Origin of the sequence: Actinomyces gaoshouyii, from assembly GCF_002072175.1 — a bacterium.
Classification (GTDB): domain Bacteria; phylum Actinomycetota; class Actinomycetes; order Actinomycetales; family Actinomycetaceae; genus Actinomyces; species Actinomyces gaoshouyii.
On record NZ_MVIV01000003.1, the window covers coordinates 182,016 to 202,644 of the forward strand.

Below are 20,629 nucleotides of genomic sequence, written 5' to 3' on the forward strand. Positions count from 1 at the left end.
AGGTGGTGGGATGATCGCTGCGATCAGCCCCTGCCCGAGGAGCTGCGGGCCTATCTCGATGGGTTGAGGCGTCCTCCCAGCCCATTCGCGAGCGAGGCCTTCTCAGGGCCTGCGACGTTCGGCATCACCACCGATGGGCGTCTCCGGTACGACCTGGCTCCGACCGGTGACAGCCGGCCCCAGTACTTGGCGCCGGCGCCGGTAGCGGAGTGGATCGAGTCGATCGACACCCTGTGGGATCACGGCTGCCGGAACCTCTTGGCCGCGCACGGCCTCGTCGAGCGAGCCCGGGACATCCTGTGTCAAGCCCCGGGTTTGGTGGGGTTTTGTCTGATGTCGGTGGTTGTCGGCTGGGGGTGGTTGGTGGTCTGCTTGCCGGCGGCCGGTTGCCGGGCGCTCTCGCGCTCGATAGGGGTGTGCATGGCGATGGCGGGGTGAGGACGCATGGTGTTGCAGCAGCGGGCCCGCTTCGGTGGTGGCGATCACGAGCGGCGTCGATACCCTGCCAGGGCCGGGCTGTCTGGGTAAGCGCGGTTGCGGATCAGCTCGGCCTTGTACAGGGAGTCGAGGGCCTCAGCCATCGCGTTGTCGTAAGAGTCGCCTGTGGAGCCGACCATGGCCACGGCGTCGGCCTCGCCCAGACCCTGCCCGTAGCGGATAGCGCGGTACTGCACCGCGCGGTCGAAGTGAGCGGATCAGGCCCGTTAGATCGACACCGTCGTTCGTTGCGGACCCTGATGGCCGTCTCGGCGAAGTGCTGGGGTGGATGAGGGAGTCGTGGGTCTCGCCGCTCTTGTTGAAGATGTCGCGGGCGGTGAGGCGGACGTTCTGGTAGTCGATGACGAGGACGGCGGACAGGGTATGGCCTGGCGCATGGGGTTCCTTGGGTTGAAAAAAATCCCCCACCAACCCGTGAAGGCGGTGGGGAGCAATGCCTGTATTAGAGAAGGTGGCGTGGACACCTGTCAACCCCCTGCCCTGCCCACCGGAGGCCGGGCAGGGCGACGGGCGAGAGAAGAGTCGAGGGCCCGTGGGCCCGGGCTCTCACCCGGGCCCACGGGCCCTTCGCTCACGAGGCCGCTCGACTCCCCCGGTTCCCATGACAAGGGAGGAGCGGTCCCCCTTCACCGAAGCGACCGGAACGGGCTCCCTAAAACCCGCACCGATCTCGATACGAAGCGGTCACCGGGTTCCCCAACCCTCACGCCCCGCACCGTTCGGCGGCAGTCACTATGTAACTCGCCGGACCTGGGAGCACACCCCCTGTTGCACTGGGAAGCGCCTGGGAAATGACGGCGGGTGGCGACGGGCGCGTCCAGTGGCGCCCGGACGCGGGACCACAGGCGTCTCACGCGGGGCTGAGCGCCCTGCCAGTGGAGAGTGAACCGGTCTCACTCCTCATTTCGACCGGTTTCGGCGCTGTTTTCGACCGGTCTTGATCAGAGGGAGTGGAGAGCCAGGGCGGGGCGATCGGTGATGATTGCGTCCACGCCGAGACCCGCCAGTCGCCGCATCTCCCGCGGCTCGTCGACGGTCCACACGTGAACCTCCATGCCCGCGGCGTGAGCGGCGGCGATGAGACGACGGGTAACCACGGTCACACCCCACTGCGCGACGGGGATCTGGACGGCGTCGACCCGGCCGCCGTGGGAGAGGCGCTCGAGGAGCGCGCGCTGGAGCAGCCGCCTGGGCGGGGAGGCCTCGGCGGACAGGAGCAGCGCGATGATGTCCCGCATTCCCAGGGAGGAGCGGATGGAGGGCTCCAGGGCGCGGGCCCGGTCGAGCCTGCGCGAGGAGAAGGAGGAGAAGCGCACTCGCTCCAGCGCACCCGCGCGCCTCACCGTAGCGATCGCCGCCTCGACGACGCGGTCGTCCTTGAGATCGGTGTTGAGGAACAGGCCCGGGTGCGCCTCGAGGGCCTCGTCGAGGCGCACGGGCGGGCGCCCGTCACCGGCGTCGGTCATGGCCAGGTCCGCCCAACGGGTCTGCCCGACCATACGGGGGTCGCCCGTGGTGCGCTCCAGATCCGGGTCATGGGACAGGACGACGACGCCGTCCGCCGTGGCGCGCAGGTCCGTCTCCATCCAGTCCAATCCGAGCCCGGCCGTGTACTCCAGGGAGGACCAGGTGTTCTCCGGGACCTCCCCGCCCCCTCCCCGGTGGGCGATGACGGCGCAGCGGCGCCGACGGGCAGCTCTCACGAGCAGTTCGTGGTGAGCTCGGCGGCCGTGTTGCCCTGAAGCCATGTCCACGGGTTGACGGTGGAGGAGTCCGCAGTGTCGTTCTTGGTGCGGATCTCGAAGTGGAGGTGCGGTCCTGTGGAGTAGCCGGTGGAGCCCACGCCGGCGATGAGCTTGCCGGCCCCGACGGTGTCTCCCTTCTTGACGTAGATCCCGTCCCCGTACATGTGCAGGTAGGAGGAGTACCAGGTGGTGCCGTTGATGTTGTGCTCGATGGTCACGGTACCGGTGCCGTCCACCATGCCGGCCTCGACCACGGTTCCCGAGGCGATCGCGTAGATGGGCGTGCCGACCGGGGCGGACATGTCCTGCCCCGCGTGGAGCTTCTGGTAGCCCAGGGTCGGGTGGATGCGGTAGCCGTAGTCGGAGGACAGCTCGTAGGTCCCCGAGACCATCGGGTAGAAGAGCTCGGGAGCCTTGGTGAAGGCGCTGGTGTTCCCGGAGGCGCCGGAGGACCGGGCGGCGCAGGTGACGGCGGCGTTGTCGTAGGCCTCGCGGATACGGGCCAGGGTGGCGGCGTCGGGGGCGTTGGACAGCCCGGCGTCAGTGCCGGGCTCGAAGCCCGCGTCGGAGCCCAGCACTCCGGCGGAGACGGAGGACGGCGTGCCGATCGCGGTGCCCGCGTAGGTGGAGGCCGCCGCGGAGGCGGAGGAGGGCCCGTCCCCATTGCCGAGCACACGGGCCTGGAGGGGCGCGACAACGGTGGCGACGGCGAGCACGGCGAGCACGGCGACCCGGCTGGTGGTACCGCGCAAGGTGCGGCGGCGGGCGGGCGCTGGCGCGACGATCGCCTCAGCGCCCTCGGAGTCCGTGTCGAAATCTGCGGGGGTGGGTTGCTCGGAGGCGGGGATCTCCACCGTGGGCCCATCGGAGCCGCGGCGCGGGCGCGGCGCGGGGGTCTCGGGGATGGCGACCCCGGCATCCGCGGCGGGCTCGCCGAAGGGCTTGAGCACCTCGTGCGCAGTGGACTCGCGGGCATCGTTGTGGACGACCATCGCGGGGGCGTCGGCGACAGCGGACAGCGAGCGTCGGCTCGGGCGCTCGACCTCCGCACCGCGATCCCAGAGCTCCGGCGCCTCGTGCTCGAGCGCCCGGGGGGCGGGCGACGCGGGCTCGGCCGCGACGGGCCCCCTCGCCCGGGGCATCGCGCTCTCGGGCAGCGCCGCGACGGGCCCGATCGCGCCGACGTGCGGGGGCGGGTCCGGGAACTGGAGGGCGACGTCGGCGGTGCGCGCGGTGCGGAGTGCGCCCGCGGCGCTGAGGGCTCCGTTCGCGGCCTCCCGCTCGGCTTGGAGACGCGCCTGGCGCAGGCGCTCGCTGCGGGTGAGAGGGGCCCGGGGCGTCGCGGCGGCATGGGCTGGAGCGCTCGGCCCGGAGGCGGCGGTGAGAGTGGGGACGCCGGGGGAAGGCGCCGCTGGCACCCGGGAGGGGGACGCCATGGGTGCGCGATGGGAGCCGCCCGCGTCGGGGATGGCGCCCTCGACCCGGCCGCTCCCCGCGGCCTCCGCGAGCGCGGCCTGGGCAGCCCGCTCCGCATCGCGGCGCTGGCGGCGTGTCAGGGGAGGCTGGCTCACGCGGGATTCTCCAGATCGTTTCGGGGACATCCCCGGTCACTACCGGGGGGCGGCAGAGATCGGGTCGGGCCGACGATCGGCTCGGCCTCATTCACCTTAGCGAGCCGACGACGCGAGCGCCACATGGGGTATGGCACGAGCGTATCCGGGCAGGCCAATACCGCTTCAGTAAGGCGATCACTCATCCTCTACGGCGTTGAGCCGCGGTCGATCCCGGTCCCTGCGCTGGTGCTCCTCGCGCTGCATGGCGTCGTTCACCTCTCCGACGAGCTCCTCGAGGATGTCCTCCAGGAAGACCACGCCGATGGTCCGCTCACCGCGCCCCTGCCCGGCCGGCTCGAGCACGCGCCCGAGGTGCGCACCGGTGCGCTGCATGGCGGCGAGCACGTCCTCGACCTCGTCGTCGGCGCGCACCGGCACGAGCGCCCGCGAGCGCCAGGCGGGCACGGGCTCGCGGCGCTCGCGCTCCTCGGCCCCCAGGATGTCCTTGAGGTGGATGTATCCGGTGATGATCGGATCGGCGGCCTCCTCGCGGGCGGCCGCGGCGCCGTCGGGCCCGGCCGCCCGGGTGATCGGGAAGCGGGAGAATCCGGTGGAGGCGACCTGGCGCTCGACGTCCTCCGGGGTGCAGTCCGGGGGCAGGGTGACGAGCTCGCCGAGGGGCACCATCGCCGAGCGCGCGGTCTCCTCGGAGAACTCGATCGTGGAGCTCAGCAGGCCGGAGTCGTCGTCGAGAACGCCCTCGGCGGTGGAGCGCTCGACGATCGCGGCGACCTCCTCGACGGTGTAGACGGCGGACACCTCGTCGCGCGGCTCCATGCCGAGCGCGCGCAGCACCCCGTTGGCGATCCCGTTGAGCCCGGTGATGACGGGCCCGAACAGCCGGGAGAGGGCCACGAGCGGCGGGGCGAGCCAGCGCACGGCGGACTCGGGCGCGGCGATGGAGAGGTTCTTGGGGACCATCTCACCGGCCACGACGTGCAGGAACACGACGATGACGAGGGCCACGACGACGGCGGCCGCGTGGGCGCCGGACTCTCCCGCGCCGACGGCAAGCAGGGGCCCGGCGAGCAGGTGGGCCAGGGCGGGCTCGGCGATGACGCCCAGTCCCGTCGAGCACAGGGTGACACCGAGCTGGGCGGTGGCGAGCATGGCGGAGACGTGTTCGAGGGCCCACAGGGCTGTGCGGGCGCGGACGTCGCCGGCCTCGGCCAGGGGCTCCAGGGCGGCGCGACGGGAGGAGGTGACGGCGAACTCGGCGCCGACGAAGAAGGCGTTGCCCACCAGGAGGGAGACGGCGATGGCGAGGGCGAGGGGGGTGCTCATGCGCGGGCCCCCCGCTCAGTGGGCTCCTCGCCGGAGCCGGCGGCCGGCTCCGTGGGCCGCACGCGCAGGCGGGTGATCCGGCGCCCCTCCATGGCCTCCACGACGAGTTCGGCCCGCGGCAGGACGAGGCGATCCCCGATGGCGGGGATGCGGGCCAGCTCGGTCATGATCAGGCCGCCGAGGGTCTCGTACGGCCCTTCGTCGGGGACGTGGACGCCCGCGCGGGTGGCGAGCTCGTCGGGGCGCATCCAGCCCGGGACGATCCAGTCCCCGGAGGCCTCCAGGTGGGCGCCCCCGCGGCGCCGGTCGTGCTCGTCGGCGACATCGCCCACAATCTCCTCGACGGCGTCCTCGAGCGTGACCACCCCGGCGGTGCCGCCGTACTCGTCGACGACGACGGCCATCTGGGCGCCCTGGGCGCGCAGCTCGACGAGCAGGGAGGCCAGGGGCATGGTCTCGGGCACGCGGGGAGCGGGTGTCATGAGCGAGGAGGAGGCCGCGGGCACCTCGGCGCGCTTGGCGTAGGGCACGCCGATGGCGCGGCGCAGGTGGACGATTCCCAGGATGTCGTCGACGTCGTCCCCGGTGACGGGGAAGCGGGAGTGCCCGGTGGCGCGGGCAAGGTCGACGACGTCGGCGGCGGTGGCGTCGGCGGGCAGCGTGTGGAGGCGGCCGCGGTCGGTCATGACGTCGACGGCGCTCAGGTCGGCCACCCGGATGGAGCGGGTGAGCAGGGTGGCGGTGGAGGCGTCCAGCGCCCCCTCCTGGGCGCTGTGGCGCACGAGGGCGGCGAGCTCGCCGGCGGAGCGGGCGCCGCTGAGCTCCTCGGCGGGGGTGACGCCCAACCAGCCCAGGACGATGTTCGCCGTGCCGTTGAGAACGCGGATCACCGGGGACAGGATCGTGGTGAAGCCGGACAGCAGCGGGGTGACCAGGCCGGCGGCGCGCAGGGGGTCGGACAGGGTGGCGTTCTTGGGGATGAGCTCGCCGACGAGCATGGAGAAGGCGTTGACGAGGATGAGGGCGAGGGTGACGGCGGCGCCGGCGGCCACGGACCGGGCCGGCCAGCCGGACAGGAGGCCGTCGAGGATATTGGCCAGGGCGTCCTGCATCGTGTAGCCCAGCAGGATCGTGGTCAGCGTGATGCCCACCTGCGCGCCGGACAGGAGCGTGGACAGGCGCCCCAGGGCGAGACGGACCCTCTCGGCGCGGCGGTCGCCCGCGGCGGCGCGGGTCTCAACGGTGGAGGGGTCGAGGGCGACGAGGGAGAACTCCCCGGCGACGAAGACCGCTGTGCCCGCGGTCAGGAGGATGCCGACAAGGATCATGAGCGCGTCGCGCACGTCTTCCCTTTCCTGTGGTGGTGGGCCGCACGCTACCACCGCGCCCGGTGCTCGCCCGGGCGGGGCGCGGGGGACGGTTCTCATCCGGCAGTCGCATCGCATGCCGGCGCGATCCCGGCTCGCCCACCGTTTCCCGGGACCAAAGCCTCATGAGCCCGTAGACTTGAGCCGGAGCCCGGCCGGTACCACGCGTATCGCGCCCCGGCGCCGCCGTCCCCTCTATCAGGAGAGATGAGCCGTGACCACCCCGCAGACCGCAGACTTCGGCGCCAATGAGTGGATGGTGGAGGAGAAGCGCGAGGCCTGGCTGGCCGACTCCTCCTCGGTGAGCGCACCGTGGCGCGACTTCTTCGAGGCGGCCGGCCCCGTCGGCGGGCCCGGGCCGGAGTCCTCCGGGGCGCTGCAGGACGTCACGCGCTCGGACCTGCCCCCGGCCCCGCCGTCGAGCACGGAGCCACCGACATCCCCGTACGCCCAGCGCCTGGCGGCCGGCCCCCGCTCCCCGCAGGAGGTCCCGGCCTCGAACACCGACATCCGCCTCAAGGGCGCGGCGGCCCGGACGGCCAGGAACATGGAGGCCTCGCTGGCGATCCCCACGGCGACATCGGCCCGCGCCGTGCCGGCCAAGGTCCTCATCGAGAACAGGGCGATCATCAACGCCCACCTGGCGCGCACACGGGGCGGCAAGGCCTCCTTCACCCATCTCATCGGCTGGGCCGTGGTGGAGGCGCTGGCGGAGATGCCGGCGATGAACGTCTCGTACCGGCTCGACGACGACGGCCGCCCCACCCTGCGCTCCCCAGCGCATGTGGCTTTCGGGCTGGCGATCGATGCGCCGTCGTCCAAGGGCGAGCGGCGGCTGCTCGTGCCCTCCATCAAGGAGGCGGACCTGATGGACCTGGCCGGGTTCATCACCGCCTATGAGGAGCTGGTGCGCAGGGCGCGCGCCGGGGAGCTGGGCGTCGAGGACTTCGCCGGCACCACGGTGACGCTCACCAACCCCGGCATGATCGGCACCCTGCACTCGGTGCCCCGGCTCATGAGCGGCCAGGGGCTCATCGTGGGCGTGGGCTCGATGGCCTACCCGGCGGCCTTCGCCGGGGCGAGCGAGGAGACCCTGGCCAGACAGGGCATCGGCAAGGTCCTCACCCTGACCTCCACCTACGACCACCGCGTCATCCAGGGAGCCACGAGCGGGGAGTTCCTGCGCCTGGTGGAGCGCAAGCTCATGGGGCTCGACGGCTTCTGGGACCGCGCCTTCACCTCAATGCGCGTCCCGCACGAGCCGGTCGCCTGGCAGCGCGACACCACCTACGATCCCGAGCTCGAGACCGGCAAGCCCGCGCGCGTGGCCGAGCTCATCCACGCCTTCCGCCAGCGCGGGCACCTCGCCGCGGACACCGACCCGCTGACCTACCGTCAGCGCCACCATCCGGACCTGGACCTGACCGCCTACGGGCTGAGCCTGTGGGACCTGGACCGATCCTTCCCCACCCGGGGGCTGGGAGGGGCTGGGAGGGCCACGCTGCGCGAGATCCTGTCCCTGCTGCGCGAGGCCTACTGCGGCACCGCCGGCATCGAGTACATGCATATCCAGGACCCGGCCCAGCGGGCGTGGTGGCAGGAGCGGCTCGAGGGCCCCCGCGCGCCGATGAGCGCCGATGAGCGCCACCGGATCCTGGCCAAGCTCGCCCAGGCGGAGGCCTTCGAGACCTTCCTGCAGACCAAGTACGTCGGGCAGAAGCGCTTCAGTCTCGAGGGCGGGGAGTCCCTCATCGTGGCCCTCGACCGTCTTCTGGACGCCGCCGCCCACGACGGCCTGGACGAGGTGGTCATCGGCATGGCGCACCGCGGGCGCCTCAACGTGCTGACCAATATCGCCGGCAAGTCCTACGGCCAGGTCTTCGACGAGTTCGAGGGCAACGGCGTCATCGTGGGGGCGGGCACCGGGGATGTGAAGTACCACCTGGGCACGGAGGGCGTCTTCTCGGGCACCGACGGCGTGAGCATCCGGGTGTCGCTGGCCGCCAACCCCTCCCACCTGGAGACGGTCGACGGCGTCGTCGAGGGGATCGTGCGCGCCAAGCAGGATCGGATCGGCCTGGGCGAGCGCGGGTACACGGTCATGCCGGTGCTCGTGCACGGCGACGCGGCCTTCGCGGGCCAGGGCGTGGTCTACGAGACCCTCAACATGAGCCAGTTGCCCGCCTACCGCGTCGGCGGGACGGTGCACATCATCGTCAACAACCAGATCGGCTTCACCACGGGGGCGGCCTCGGCGCGCTCCACCAACTACGCCACGGATCTGGCCAAGGGTCTGCAAGTGCCGATCTTCCATATCAACGCCAATGACCCCGAGATGGTGGCCCGCGCGGTGCGCCACGCCTACGAGTACCGGGCGGCCTTTCACAAGGACGTCATCATCGACCTCATCTGCTACCGGCGCCGCGGGCACAACGAGGGCGATGACCCCTCGATGACCCAGCCGGTCATGTACCGGCTCATCGACTCACTGCCCTCCACGCGCGCCGTCTACACCACCGACCTGCTGGGGCGCGGGGAGATCACCGCCGAGCAGGCGGAGCGGATCGAGTCCTCCTTCCACGACGAGCTGGAGCGGATCTTCGCCTCCACGCGCGCCCAGGCGCGGGGCGGGCCCGAGGCCGCTCCGCCGGCCCCGCTCCTGGGCGAGGACGCCTCGCTGGCGGACCCGACGACGGTGGGCCGATTCCCCGGCGGCCTGGGGGTCCCGGCCTCCCAGGAGGCCGGCGCCGGCATGATGATCGGCTGGACGAGCGCCGTCGAGCCGGGCGTCGTCGAGCGCATCGGGGATGCCCAGGTGGCTTGGCCCGAGACCTTCACCGTCCACCCCAGGCTGGAGCCGATGCTGCGCCGCCGCCAGGCCTCCAGCCGCGACGGCGGCATCGACTGGGCCTTCGCCGAGCTCATCGCCCTGGGCTCGCTGCTCATGGAGGGCGTGCCGGTGCGCCTGGCCGGGGAGGACGCGCGCCGCGCCACCTTCGCCCAGCGGCACGCCGTCCTGCACGACCACGGCACGGGCGCGGAGTGGACGCCGCTGAACTTCCTGACCCCCGGCCAGGCGCCCCTGGAGATCTACGACTCCCTGCTCAGCGAGTACGCGGCCCTGGCCTTCGAGTACGGCTACTCGGTGGAGCGGCCCGAGGGGCTGACGCTGTGGGAGGCCCAGTTCGGGGACTTCGCCAATGGGGCGCAGTCGGTCATCGACGAGTACGTCACCTCCGCGACCCAGAAGTGGGGGCAGCGCTCGGGCCTGGTCATGCTCCTCCCCCACGGGCAGGAGGGCCAGGGACCGGACCACTCCTCGGCGCGCATCGAGCGCTACCTGCAGATGTGCGCGCAGGAGAACATGCGCGTGGTCATGCCGTCGACGCCGGCCAACCACTTCCACCTGCTGCGCGAGCAGGCCTACTCCCGGCCGCGCCGCCCGCTCATCGTGTTCACCCCCAAGCAGCTGCTGCGCCTCAAGGCCGCCACGAGCCCGGTGGAGGATTTCACCTCCGGTGCCTTCCGGCCCGTGATCGGGGAGACCGACGCGGCGATCTCGCGCGGGGGCGGCGCGGACCGGGTGCTCCTGTGCTCGGGCAGGGTCTACTACGACCTCGTCGCCGAGAGGCAGCGCCGTGGGGACGCCTCCACGGCGATCGTGCGCCTGGAGCAGCTCTACCCGCTCGACGGCGAGGCGATCGAGGCGGCGCTGGCGCCCTTCCGCGGCGCGGAGGTCGTCTGGGTGCAGGACGAGCCGAGGAACCTGGGCGTCTGGCCCTTCCTGGCGCTCGCCGCCCCCGCCGGGCTGGCCCGGCGCCTCTGGCCCGCGGGCCATCGGGGCGGTCTCGACGACGGCGCGGCCAACTGCGTGTCGCGCCCGGCGGCGGCCTCCCCCGCGCCCGGCACGGCGGGCCTGTACAAGCGCCAGCAGGAGGCGCTGGTGACGGCCGCCTTCGACCGCTCCTGACGGCGCCGGCCCCGGGGCGCGGACGCCGCGCCCGCAGCGCGCCGCCGGGCTCGGGAGGACCGGATCGGTAGTCTGGGGCCATTGGTCGGGAGGACTCCCGCACGAACAGGAGACCGTCAATGAGCGCAGCAGCCGTCCCTGGAGCAGCCGACGCCAACAGGATCCACTTCATCGGAGATGAGATCGTCGCCGGATACGGCGATGCCCGGGCGCTGGGTTGGACCGGCCGCGTCCTGGCGCGCACACCCCGCGAGGCGGACCTGCTCCCCTCCACCCTGGCGATCCCCGGGGAGACCCTCGCCCAGCTCGCCGAGCGCTGGCACGCCGAGGTGGTGCCGCGCTCCACCCACACCCGGGCCAACCGGCTCGTCATCGGCATCGGCGTCGGGGATGTGCTGGCGGGCATGTCCGCCGCGCGGTCGCGCCTGGCCCTGGCCAATATCCTCGACAAGGCCTCCAGCGAGCACCGGCCCTGCTTCGTCGTCGGCCCGCCGCCGCTCCCCCACGCGGACACCGATGCGACGGCGGCGCTGTCGCATGCGTCGGCCGAGGTGTGCCGGCGCCGCTCCACGCCCTACGTGGAGGTCTTCGACCCGCTGCGCCACCATGACCAGTGGCTCACGGACGTGGCCGGGGGCGCCGGGCACCCGGCCCAGACCGGCTACGGTCTCATGGCCTGGCTGGTGCTGCACCGCGGCTGGTACGAGTGGCTGGGGGTTGAGGCCCCCGCCTGAGGCCTGCGGCATCGTGGTGTTCTTGCTCGGGCTGCGGTGGGACCGCGACGAACGGTCCGTCATGGGCTTGCAGGCCCGCTAGCGGTCGGCCCATCGTTCGACGGCGGGCCAAGGGACCTGGAGCCTCGCGGGGACCGCCAGGGGATCAGCGTCGTGCTCCGCCCGAAGGCCGGGGCGCAGCGGCGCCCTGGAGGATGGCCGCAGCACGGCGGCGGCCGATCACAAGGGTGGTCGGCCGCCGCCGTTCGATGCTCGGGGCGTGACCGCCCGGCTCAGGCGTTGGGGCGCTTGCCGTGGTTGGCCCCGCTCTTGGCCCGGGCCCTGCGCTTGCGACCGCGCTTGCTCATGGTTGCCTCCTCGTGTCGGATCCGCCCCACGAGGGGGCAAGGAACGCGCACCATCCTCCCACACCGCACCAAGGCCCGACCAATCGGATGCGGCCCCGTCGGCGTGCGCCTGGCCACAGGACGAGCGCGCACGCCCGCGAGGACCGCGAACCAGCGCGGGCTCCTGGGCTCAGTCCCTCTCGATGCGCATCGAGCTCGTCCGGGTGACGGTCACCCGGGAGCCATCCCTGGAGACGATGGTGGAGGTCGTCCGGGACACGGAGGCGACGCCGCTCGTCCCGCGCAGGACGGCGAGGCGCCCCAGGACCCGGGCGCGGAGCTCGGGCGGCGCCTGCTCGGCGCAGCGCGAGCGGATGATGGCGCGCAGGTGCTGCTCGGCGTCGGCGATCTGGGCGCAGTGCTCGCATTCGGCCACGTGCCGCACCAGGCGCTCGGCGACGGAGTGCTCGCACTCATGGTCGAGGAAGGCCTGAAGGTGGGCGATCATCTCCTCGCAGGAGATACAGCCGCTCTCCGGGGACGAGGGCGTCTCGGTCTCACCGGTCGCGGTGCCGCGAGCGGCGGCGCTGGCATCGGGCGCGCCCATCACTCGCCCTCCTCGTCGTCGCCGGGGAGGTAGCCAAGCTGGCGGGCGTGGTCGGCCAGCAGCTCGCGCAACTGACGGCGCCCGCGATGCAGGCGGGACATGACGGTGCCGATCGGGGTGCCCATGATCTCGGCGATCTCCTTGTAGGCGAAGCCCTCGACGTCGGCGAGGTAGACAGCCAGGCGCCTCTCCTCGGTCAGCTCATTGAAGGCCGCCTTGATCTCCTCGTCAGGCATGTCGTCCAGCGCGAGGGACTCCGCGCTCGGCAGCCCGACGGAATCGTGGGAGGCGGCGCGGTGGAGCTGCCAGTCCTCGACGGCGTCGGCGTCGGACTGCAGGGGCTCGCGCTGCTTCTTGCGATAGGAGTTGATGAAGGTGTTGGTCAGGATCCGGTAGAGCCAGGCCTTGAGGTTGGTGCCGGGGCGGTACTGGTGGAAGGAGGCGAAGGCCTTGGCGTAGGCGTCCTGGACGAGGTCCTCGGCGTCGGAGCGGTTGCGCGTCATGCGCAGGGCGGCGCCGTAGAGCTGGTCGAGGTAGGGCAGGGCCTCGGCCTCGAATCGGGCGGCACGGGCCTCGGCGTCCTCCTCGGCGGGGGCTCGCATCGGAGTGTCGCGGTGGTCCCCGAGCTCCTGGGTGTCGTCGAGGATGACGCTCCCGGAGTCCGCAGGAGTCGGTGCGGCTGAGGACTCGCCGGTGAGGCGGTCCTCGTGGTCGATCGTGCTCACGGAGCGCTCGCCGCGCTGGGTCTGCTGGTGGGTCATCACCGGCGAGCCTAGCGCGATGCGCCGCGCGGCGCGGGAAGGCCGGCGCGGGGCTCCGCCCGTCAGGGAGGCGAGAACAGGGGTCATCAGGGCCACAGGGCTAGGCAGCGCGGCCGTCTCGGTCATCACAGTCATCGCCTCCTCCAACGACGACGACGACGCGCTTGTTCCCGGTCCGGGCTCACTTGTTCCCGGTCCGGCGGCGCGCCGCAACCGCGGTCTCGTCCCCGATATACCGTCTCGACCCGCTCTTGCGCCCTCATTCTCGTCGTTTGAGGGCGCAAGAGCGGGTCGAGACGGTTTCTGCGGCTTCAGGGCGCACATCCGAGTCCGACGACACGCGGTGGGGCCAAGCCGGAGCAGGCCGGGCCGACGCCCGCGACGACCTCATGGAGATGCTGACACCAGGTACCTTGCATTGCAAGATATATGGCGGGACCAGGAAGACGGGGCGGAGGAGTTGAGCGGGGGATGACCGGACCAGCGAGAGCCTCGAAGACGACCGCGGCTGGCACCGCGGAGCCACAGTTGCGCAAGGGCGCGCTCGAGCTCGCCGTCCTGGCACTGGTCGAGCGCGCCGAGCCCGACGGCATCTATGGCGGCGCCCTCATCGAGGAGCTCGCCGCCTTTCCCGCCCTCGCCGCCCCGCAGGGGACCGTCTACCCGCTCCTGTCCCGCCTGCGCGCAGTCGGGGTCGTGGAGACCACCTGGCAGGAATCCCCCAGCGGGCCGCCTCGGCGCTACTACCTGCTCACACAGGCCGGGCGCGAGCGCCTGGCCGCACAACGCCGGGTATGGCTGGCCCTGAGTCGCGACATGACCGCCCTCCTGGGCGGCACCACGCGCCCCGATCGCCCCGCACGATCCACGAGGTCCGCGCAGCCCGGCCACCCCACGAGATCCCCACAGGCAACGACGAGAACGACGAAGGAGAAGACTCGTGAGCACCGCTGAATCGCGCGCCGCGCTCTCGCCTACCCGGACCCCGGGCACCGACATGCCGACCTCATGGGAGGACGCCGAGTGGGACGACGCCGCACCGGCCGAGGCCCCCAGGATCCTCGGGATCCCCATCTCGCTCGATCCCCGCGGTCTGCGCGAGCGGGCCGCCCGCCACTACTCCCCCACCGCCCCCCCCTCCTCGTGCCGCGCGCCTGGGGCATCGGCTGGGACCTCAATCTCGGGGCCCTCGCGGCAAGGGCGGGCTGGACCAACCCGGATGACCTGGGCGATGACCTGCGCCTGGGCCCGGCGGGCATGAGCGCGCTCAGCCTGGCGCCGGCCGCGCTCGCCGCGGGAGCGGCCATTGGCGCCGGTGCCGTTAGCAGGAGCGCTCCGCCGAGGGTCCGGGCGACATCAGCGTCGAGCCTCGCGCCAGCCGTGCTCGCGGCCACCGCGCTGGGCGCGGTAGACCTCGCGCTCGACGCGCACCTCCCGCAGCGCCTCGGCCACGCCACCACCTCGCTCCTGCTCACCGGCGCAGGGATCGCCGGCGCCCTCCAAGCACGGGGACGGGTCGGCCGCGCCCAGCAGGCGGCGGTCGTCGTCGGGGCGACCGCCGCGGCCACGGGCCTCGCCATCGCCGCGACCCGGGCCGCGATCCGCCGCGCCGTGAGGACCACCACCGCGAGCGGCCAGGAGTAGTCCCGAGCAGCACGACAGTTGCGGCACTGGCCAGCGCGCTGACGATCGAGATCGTCCGTCTCCTCGTCGCGGCGCTGCGGCGATGGTGGACAACCCCCGAGGAGCGTTTCGCCCTGGGCCGCCGGGCGTGGCTGGCGATCATCGTGTGCCTGTCAATGGCGGGGCCGTCGCCTTCCTCGTGGCGGTCCGCGTGCCGGCCACGGCGGTCGAGGCGCCCCGCGCGGAGCGGGCCCCGGGCGCCATCGAGAACGCCGTAGCCGATATCTAAGGGCCGAGCGCGAGGTTGAGGCCCCGATGAGCGGTTATGGCCCCACGATCCGGGCGGCGCCCCCAGCCCGACGGCTCCCCGGCCTGCTGGCGGGGCGGGGTGCGGCCTGGTCTGCGCGGAACGCTGCGCGCGTGGCGCGGACTCGCGGGGCCCTGAGCCTGGCCCGCGCCGCCGAGGTGGGCCAGGATAAGGGCATGGATCTTCTGCGCGCCGTTGCCCGTCCCCTGCTCGCCGCGAGCTTCGTCGTCGATGGCATCGACGCGATCGCCCGCCCCAAGCGCCATGTCGAGAGGATGAGGAGGGTGACGCCCGCCCTGGAGCGCGTGGGCGTCCCGCCGGTGATGGACTCCGACGCCGCCCTGGCCGCCCGCGCCCTCGGCGCCGTGAGCGTCGCCGCGGGCCTAGGCCTGGCCACTGGCCGCGCGCCGCGCACAAGCGCCGCCGTGCTGGCCGCGATCAACGTGCCGCTCGCCGTCGTCAACCACCCGGTGTGGGCGGTCAAGGGCAGGGAGGCGCGCCTTGACGCCGTCTCCGGGCTCCTGCGCCGGGGCGCGCTGGGCGCGGGCCTCCTGCTGGCCTCCGTGGACCGCGCCGGCCGCCCCTCGCTGGCCTGGCGCGCCGCGAACAAGCGGGAGCAGCGCCGGGCGATCCAGGCCGCCAAGGCCGCGGTGCGCCAGCGCTATGAGGGCGCCTCCGCCTGAACCATCCCATGGGTCGGCGCTGTCCAGCGCCGGCTCGCACCGCCCCGTCTTACGTCCACCGCCGCTGCGCCGACCCGAGGAGCCGTTCCAGTGACCGACCACCAGACCACCGCCGCCGAGCCCGACATCGTCTGGACCCGCACGGATGAGGCCCCCATGCTGGCCTCGGCCTCCTTCCTGCCGATCGTGGAGGCCTACACGCGCGCGGCGGGGGTGAGCGTCGGCGTCGCCGATATCTCCCTGGCGGGGCGCATCCTGGCGGCCTTCGGGCTGGCTGACGACGACCTGGCCCGCCTGGGGGGCCTCACGTCCTGCCCGAGCGCCACGATCATCAAGCTCCCCAACATCTCCGCCTCACTGCCTCAGCTCAAGGCCGCAATCGCCGAGTTGCGGGAGCAGGGTTTCGATATCCCCGAGTACCCGGACGCCCCGGCCTCGCCCCTGGCGGAGGAGGTCCGCGCCGCCTATGACGCGGTCAAGGGCAGCGCCGTCAATCCCGTGCTGCGCCAGGGCAACTCCGATCGGCGCGCCCCCGCCTCCGTCAAGGCCTACGCGCGCTCCCACCCGCACTCCATGGGCGAGTGGTCCCCTGAGTCGCGCACCCGCGTGGCCACGATGGACGAGGGCGACTTCAAGCACAACGAGCGCAGCACCGTCGTCGGCGAGGACGGCGCCCTGGAGATCCGCTTCGTGCCCACGGGCGGTGGCGAGCCCCGCGTGCTGCGCGACCACCTGGCCGTCACGGCGGGCGAGGTCGTTGACGCCACGCGCATGAGCGCCGCCGCCCTCGACTCCTTCCTGGCCGCGCAGGCGGCCGCCGCCAAGGAGGAGGGTCTGCTGCTGTCGGTCCATCTCAAGGCCACGATGATGAAGGTCTCCGACCCGGTCATCTTCGGGCACGCCGTCGCCTCCGTCATCCCGAGGACGCTGGCCGAGCACGGGGACGCGCTCGCCGCCGCCGGGCTGCGGGTCGAGGACGGGCTCGCCTCGATCCTCGCCGGGCTCGAGGAGATCGAGGGCGGGGAGGCGATCCGCGAGGCGATCGCCGCCGAGCTGGCCGATGGCCCCGCGATCTCCATGGTCGATTCGGACAAGGGCGTCACCAACCTCCATGTGCCCTCCGATGTCATCATCGACGCCTCCATGCCGGCGATGATCCGCCGCGGGGGGACCCTGTGGGATGCCGACGGCGAGCTGCGCGACACCCTCGCCGTCATCCCCGACTCCTCCTACGCGGGCGTCTACGAGGCCGTCATCGAGGACTGCAAGGCCCATGGCGCCCTCGACCCCACCACCATGGGCACGGTCCCGAACGTGGGGCTCATGGCCCGCAAGGCCGAGGAGTACGGGAGCCACGACAAGACCTTCATCATGGACGCCGCCGGCACCGTGGAGGTAGTCGCGATCGAGGGAGCGGGGGTGGAGCCCGGCACCGTGCTGCTCTCCCACGAGGTCGAGGCCGGGGACATCTGGCGCGCCTGCACGACGCAGGACGCCCCCATCCGCGACTGGGTGCGCCTGGCCATCGCCCGCGCCCGCGCCACCGGGGCTCCCGCAGTGTTCTGGCTCGACCCGGATCGCGCCCACGACGCCGTCCTCATCTCGCTCGTCACGCGCTACCTGGCCGAGGAGGGCCTGGCCCTCACCGAGGGCGGCGACGGCGCCGATAAGCGCACTGAGAGGGCCGACGGCGATGACGACCCCGTGGAGGGCTCGGCGGATGGCGCAGGGCTCGACATCCGCATCCTCGACCCGGTGGCGGCCACGCGCTTGTCACTGGAGCGGGCACGCCGGGGCGAGAACACGATCTCCGTGACCGGCAACGTCCTGCGCGACTACAACACGGATCTCTTCCCGATCCTGGAATTGGGCACGAGCGCCAAGATGCTCTCCGTGGTGCCCCTCATGAGCGGCGGGGGCCTGTACGAGACGGGCGCGGGCGGCTCGGCCCCCAAGCACGTCGCCCAGCTGCTGGCGGAGAATCACCTGCGATGGGACTCCCTGGGCGAGTACCTGGCCCTGGCCGAGGCCCTGCGCCACGTGGCCGACCGCGGTGGGAAGCCGGCCGCCGCTATCCTCGCCAATGCTCTCGATACCGCCACGACCGCCTTCCTCGAGGCCGACCGCTCCCCGGGCCGGAAGCGCGGCCAGATCGACAACCGCGGCTCCTCCGCGTGGCTCGCCCTGGAGTGGGCGCGTGCCCTGGCCGCCCAGTCCGAGGACCCCGAGCTGGCCGACGTCTTCCGCCCCGTCGCCGAGGAGTTGGAGGCCGTCATGGGCACGATCCAGTCCGAGATGCTCGCTGTCCAGGGAAACGCCGCGGATATTGGCGGCTACTACCACCCGGACGCCGACCTCACCGCCGCCGTCATGCGCCCCAGTGCCGCTCTCAACGCGGTCATCGACGGGATCTGAGACCCACCGGGGAACGGCAGGGGCTGACGTGGCAGCACGCACCTGGGCCCCGGCCACCAGACGGTGGCCGGGGCCCAGGGCGATCAGTGAGTCCCCGCGTCAGCTCAGGCCGCGTGGCCGCGCGCCGACGTCGGGGATGGGCTCACTTGAGGGTGACGGTGGCGCCGGCGCCCTCGAGCTGCTCCTTGGCCTTCTCGGCGGCCTCCTTGTTGGCGCCCTCGAGGACGGGCTTCGGAGCGCCGTCGACGAGGTCCTTGGCCTCCTTCAGGCCGAGGGAGGTCAGGGCGCGCACCTCCTTGATGACCTGGATCTTCTTGTCGCCGGCGGCCTCGAGGATGACGTCGAACTCGGTCTTCTCCTCGGCGGCCTCGCCACCGGCGGCGGCAGCGCCGGGAGCGGCGGCCACGGCCACGGCGGCCGGGGCGGCGGCGGTGACGTCGAAGGTCTCCTCGAAGGCCTTGACGAACTCGGACAGCTCGATGAGGGTGAGCTCCTTGAAGGCCTCGATGAGCTCGTCGGTGGTCAGCTTCGCCATGATGGGCGTTCCTTCCTGGTTAAGTGGTTCCTGCGCGGGCAGGATGGGGGATGACGCGCGCGGCCCGGATCAGGCCGCGGCCTCCTGCTTGTCGCGCAGGGCGTCGACGGTGCGCACGGCCTTAGAGGCCGGCGCGGCGAAGAGGTACGCGGCCTTGGACAGGGACGCCTTCATAGCGCCCGCGGCCTTGGCGAGCAGAACCTCGCGGGATTCAAGAGATGCGAGCTTGTCGACGCCGTCGGCGGACAGCACGGAGCCGTCCATGACACCGCCCTTGATGACGAGCTCCTTGTTGTCCTTGGCGAAGTCACGCAGGGCCTTCGCGGCCTCCACCGGCTCACCGGTGACGAAGGTCAGGGCCGTGGGGCCCTTGAGGTCCTCCGCGAATGCCTCGAAGCCGACCTGGCGGGCGGCGATCGCGGCAAGCGTGTTCTTCACCACGGTGTACTCGGCGTTGCCGGCGAGCGAGCGGCGCAGCGTCTTCAGCTGGGCGACGCTCATCCCGCGGTACTCAGTCAGCAGCACGGCGCCGGAGTCGCGGAACTTGTCCGCGAGCTCGGCAACAGCCGCTTCCTTGTCAGGCCGTGCCATGGGCCCTCCTTCCGTGGTCTGCCGCAGCGCCCTTCACGGAAGAAGCCCCGCGCCGGTGGGCACGGGGCTCGCGGCCCAGCGATGCTGGAGCGGTCTCGTCTCACCTGCGCCGGCCCCGCCCATGGCGGACTTGGTCCCGCTCGCGCGGGAGACCTGCGGTCTTTGGCAGGTGCCACACTACCGGTCACGCTCCCGGGCACCGCAAGCGCTGCGGTCGGGCCTGCACAGTGCGATCGGTCACGTATCCGGGCGCGCACACGCGCGGGGCGCACCATCCGGCCAGGTCGCCTCGGGGCGCCGACCGACCGCCACCGCCGTCGTCGAGATGCCCGCGGGGGCAGCGCGGGAGGCGGGGATCGCACCCGGCAGCGTGCTGCCCGTCGCCCCGGCGGGCGCCGGGGCGACGGGCGTTAGAGGAGGGTGAGCCCAGCCTCGACGGCGGCGCGGTACTGCGCAAGGTCGCCGGAGGCCTCCCAGCGCATGAGGATGACCGCCCGGTTGACGTCGCCGTCGCGCACGACCCACATGCAGCCGGGGAAGTCGCCCTCCCAGCTCCACAGGAAGTCGACACGCTGGCCCTCCAGCGAGTCGTTGGAGAAGGCCGAGACCGCCGAGTCGCGCAGTGCAGTCAACCCCGGGTCGTTGAGGAAGCCCGTGACGGCCTCGGACAGTGAGGCACCGGTGAGCCCGTCCCCGGCCATGACGGCGCACTGGGGCTCGGTCGGGATACGGTTGGTCCACGCCCTCGTCCAGGGGTTGGCTCCGTTGCGCTCCTCCGGCCGGCCGACGTCGTTCCAGCTCTCGCCCACGAGGAGCGACAGGCCGGCGGCCTGACGGCGCTGCCAGCCCTCGGCGGGTGCCGCGAGCGCTGGCTCATCGGCCAGGGTCAGGCCCGCGTCGAAGGAGGCGATCATGTCCTCGTCCACCGACGGGCCGAACAGGACGACGACGGCCGCGGTGAAACCGTTGGTGAGCGACCACACGGCACCGCTGCCCGCGCCCGCGGAGGACGTCAGCGACTGACGCGAGCCGCCGTCGTTCTCCTTGACCTCACCGACCGTGACATCCCCGCCGACGATCTGGCCGAGCGAGGCGACGCCGAGGGTGACGGAGGCGTTGTCCTCAGCGCCGGGCCCCCACAGGCGGGCGAGGACGAGGTCGGAGGTGGGGATCTCGGTCGCGGAGGTGGTCCAGCAGCGGTCCCAGTAGAAGTCGGTGGACCTGCTCTCCTGGGCGAAGAGGCTCATCGCGGCCGGCAGCGGGATCGTCAGCGGCTCCATGACCTCCTGCGCCCAGTCCTCGGGGACCTGGGCCTGCCCACCGCCGCCCGAGCCGTCGTCGGAGCAGCCGGCGAGGACGTACGCACCGGCCGCGGTGAGCGCGGCGGCTGCCGCAGGACCACAGCAGGAGACGTCGCGACAGTGGCATAGGGGCTCCTCACAGGACTGTGGGGGCACAGTAGGGCTGCCGAGGGACAGTCTGGGCGCACAGCGCGCTACCGGCGGCTCCACACCTGCGACCAGGGGCGTTCGCCCCGCACGACGGGGCGCCCGTGCCGGTGCTGCGCGGC

18 protein-coding genes are annotated in these 20,629 nt (G+C 72.6%); 7 read left to right on the forward strand and 11 right to left on the reverse strand.

The window, feature by feature from the left end; translation table 11 throughout:
• Positions 1–482 precede the first annotated feature (482 nt).
• From B1H50_RS04105 to B1H50_RS04125, 5 genes are all read right to left on the reverse strand, one after another.
• Positions 483–674 carry a hypothetical protein gene (locus tag B1H50_RS04105; protein WP_080462511.1) on the reverse strand — a complete coding sequence of 64 codons (192 nt, stop codon included), beginning with the start codon at positions 672–674 and terminating at the stop codon, positions 483–485.
• 765 nt (positions 675–1,439) lie between these two features.
• Complete coding sequence (locus B1H50_RS04110; RefSeq protein WP_332881107.1) at positions 1,440–2,201, reverse strand: glycerophosphodiester phosphodiesterase family protein; 762 nt, start codon at positions 2,199–2,201, stop codon at positions 1,440–1,442.
• Positions 2,198–3,814, reverse strand: a complete 1,617-nt coding sequence (locus tag B1H50_RS09930; RefSeq protein WP_229657947.1) for a peptidoglycan DD-metalloendopeptidase family protein — start codon at positions 3,812–3,814, stop codon at positions 2,198–2,200. Before B1H50_RS09930 ends, B1H50_RS04110 begins: the two co-directional genes overlap by 4 nt.
• A 177-nt stretch (positions 3,815–3,991) precedes the next feature.
• A complete protein-coding gene (locus B1H50_RS04120) occupies positions 3,992–5,140 on the reverse strand; it encodes a hemolysin family protein (RefSeq protein ID WP_080462513.1) in 1,149 nt (382 codons plus the stop codon).
• On the reverse strand, positions 5,137–6,483 hold the full coding sequence (locus tag B1H50_RS04125; protein WP_188640731.1) for a hemolysin family protein: 1,347 nt from the start codon (positions 6,481–6,483) through the stop codon (positions 5,137–5,139). Before B1H50_RS04125 ends, B1H50_RS04120 begins: the two co-directional genes overlap by 4 nt.
• A 280-nt stretch (positions 6,484–6,763) precedes the next feature.
• Here B1H50_RS04125 and B1H50_RS04130 point away from each other — a divergent pair, with 280 nt between their 5' ends.
• Together B1H50_RS04130 and B1H50_RS04135 are read left to right on the forward strand one after the other, a co-directional pair.
• On the forward strand, positions 6,764–10,477 hold the full coding sequence (locus tag B1H50_RS04130) for a multifunctional oxoglutarate decarboxylase/oxoglutarate dehydrogenase thiamine pyrophosphate-binding subunit/dihydrolipoyllysine-residue succinyltransferase subunit (RefSeq protein WP_229657959.1): 3,714 nt from the start codon (positions 6,764–6,766) through the stop codon (positions 10,475–10,477).
• Positions 10,478–10,596: 119 nt separating this feature from the next.
• Positions 10,597–11,211, forward strand: a complete 615-nt coding sequence (locus B1H50_RS04135) for a GDSL-type esterase/lipase family protein (RefSeq protein ID WP_080462515.1) — start codon at positions 10,597–10,599, stop codon at positions 11,209–11,211.
• A gap of 272 nt (positions 11,212–11,483) precedes the next feature.
• On the opposite strand, the gene B1H50_RS10130 is transcribed toward B1H50_RS04135, so the two are convergent.
• From B1H50_RS10130 to B1H50_RS04145, 3 genes are all read right to left on the reverse strand, one after another.
• A complete protein-coding gene (locus B1H50_RS10130) occupies positions 11,484–11,558 on the reverse strand; it encodes a 50S ribosomal protein bL37 (RefSeq protein ID WP_373284822.1) in 75 nt (24 codons plus the stop codon).
• 169 nt (positions 11,559–11,727) lie between these two features.
• On the reverse strand, positions 11,728–12,144 hold the full coding sequence (gene rsrA, locus B1H50_RS04140) for a mycothiol system anti-sigma-R factor (protein WP_080462517.1): 417 nt from the start codon (positions 12,142–12,144) through the stop codon (positions 11,728–11,730).
• A complete protein-coding gene (locus B1H50_RS04145) occupies positions 12,144–12,746 on the reverse strand; it encodes a sigma-70 family RNA polymerase sigma factor (protein WP_167370992.1) in 603 nt (200 codons plus the stop codon). The genes rsrA and B1H50_RS04145 overlap by 1 nt, the downstream gene beginning before the upstream one ends.
• Before the next feature lie 630 nt (positions 12,747–13,376).
• On the opposite strand from B1H50_RS04145, the gene B1H50_RS04150 reads away from it, so the two are divergent.
• The 5 genes from B1H50_RS04150 (at position 13,377) to B1H50_RS04165 (ending at position 17,933) form a co-directional block, all read left to right on the forward strand.
• Positions 13,377–13,859: a PadR family transcriptional regulator gene (locus tag B1H50_RS04150; protein WP_080462519.1), complete on the forward strand. Its 483-nt coding sequence runs from the start codon at positions 13,377–13,379 to the stop codon at positions 13,857–13,859.
• A 189-nt stretch (positions 13,860–14,048) separates the two neighbouring features.
• Complete coding sequence (locus B1H50_RS04155) at positions 14,049–14,549, forward strand: hypothetical protein (protein ID WP_080462520.1); 501 nt, start codon at positions 14,049–14,051, stop codon at positions 14,547–14,549.
• Between the two features lie 145 nt (positions 14,550–14,694).
• Complete coding sequence (locus B1H50_RS10080; protein WP_268237222.1) at positions 14,695–14,817, forward strand: hypothetical protein; 123 nt, start codon at positions 14,695–14,697, stop codon at positions 14,815–14,817.
• A 194-nt stretch (positions 14,818–15,011) separates the two neighbouring features.
• The gene (locus B1H50_RS04160; RefSeq protein ID WP_080462604.1) at positions 15,012–15,518 is read left to right on the forward strand and encodes a DoxX family membrane protein; all 507 of its coding nucleotides are present in this window, start codon (positions 15,012–15,014) and stop codon (positions 15,516–15,518) included.
• Positions 15,519–15,608: 90 nt separating this feature from the next.
• Complete coding sequence (locus tag B1H50_RS04165) at positions 15,609–17,933, forward strand: NADP-dependent isocitrate dehydrogenase (RefSeq protein WP_080462521.1); 2,325 nt, start codon at positions 15,609–15,611, stop codon at positions 17,931–17,933.
• A gap of 142 nt (positions 17,934–18,075) precedes the next feature.
• Here B1H50_RS04165 and rplL read toward each other — a convergent pair whose 3' ends face one another.
• From rplL to B1H50_RS04180, 3 genes are all read right to left on the reverse strand, one after another.
• Entirely contained in the window at positions 18,076–18,468 is a 393-nt protein-coding gene (gene rplL / locus B1H50_RS04170) for a 50S ribosomal protein L7/L12 (protein WP_073451464.1), read from the reverse strand.
• 69 nt (positions 18,469–18,537) lie between these two features.
• Positions 18,538–19,059: a 50S ribosomal protein L10 gene (gene rplJ, locus B1H50_RS04175; protein ID WP_080462522.1), complete on the reverse strand. Its 522-nt coding sequence runs from the start codon at positions 19,057–19,059 to the stop codon at positions 18,538–18,540.
• A gap of 410 nt (positions 19,060–19,469) precedes the next feature.
• Complete coding sequence (locus tag B1H50_RS04180; RefSeq protein WP_143231761.1) at positions 19,470–20,516, reverse strand: hypothetical protein; 1,047 nt, start codon at positions 20,514–20,516, stop codon at positions 19,470–19,472.
• Positions 20,517–20,629: the final 113 nt, after the last annotated feature.

Excerpts from the sequence above, each read along its gene's own strand:
- B1H50_RS04120 (WP_080462513.1), bottom strand. The coding sequence starts at position 5,140 with ATGAGCACCCCCCTCGCCCTCGCCATCGCCGTCTCCCTCCTGGTGGGC.
- B1H50_RS04130 (WP_229657959.1), top strand. The coding sequence starts at position 6,764 with ATGGTGGAGGAGAAGCGCGAGGCCTGGCTGGCCGACTCCTCCTCGGTG.
- B1H50_RS04135 (WP_080462515.1), top strand. The coding sequence starts at position 10,597 with ATGAGCGCAGCAGCCGTCCCTGGAGCAGCCGACGCCAACAGGATCCAC.
- rsrA (WP_080462517.1), bottom strand. The coding sequence starts at position 12,144 with ATGGGCGCGCCCGATGCCAGCGCCGCCGCTCGCGGCACCGCGACCGGT.
- B1H50_RS04145 (WP_167370992.1), bottom strand. The coding sequence starts at position 12,746 with ATGCGAGCCCCCGCCGAGGAGGACGCCGAGGCCCGTGCCGCCCGATTC.
- B1H50_RS04150 (WP_080462519.1), top strand. The coding sequence starts at position 13,377 with ATGACCGGACCAGCGAGAGCCTCGAAGACGACCGCGGCTGGCACCGCG.
- B1H50_RS04160 (WP_080462604.1), top strand. The coding sequence starts at position 15,012 with ATGGATCTTCTGCGCGCCGTTGCCCGTCCCCTGCTCGCCGCGAGCTTC.
- rplL (WP_073451464.1), bottom strand. The coding sequence starts at position 18,468 with ATGGCGAAGCTGACCACCGACGAGCTCATCGAGGCCTTCAAGGAGCTC.
- rplJ (WP_080462522.1), bottom strand. The coding sequence starts at position 19,059 with ATGGCACGGCCTGACAAGGAAGCGGCTGTTGCCGAGCTCGCGGACAAG.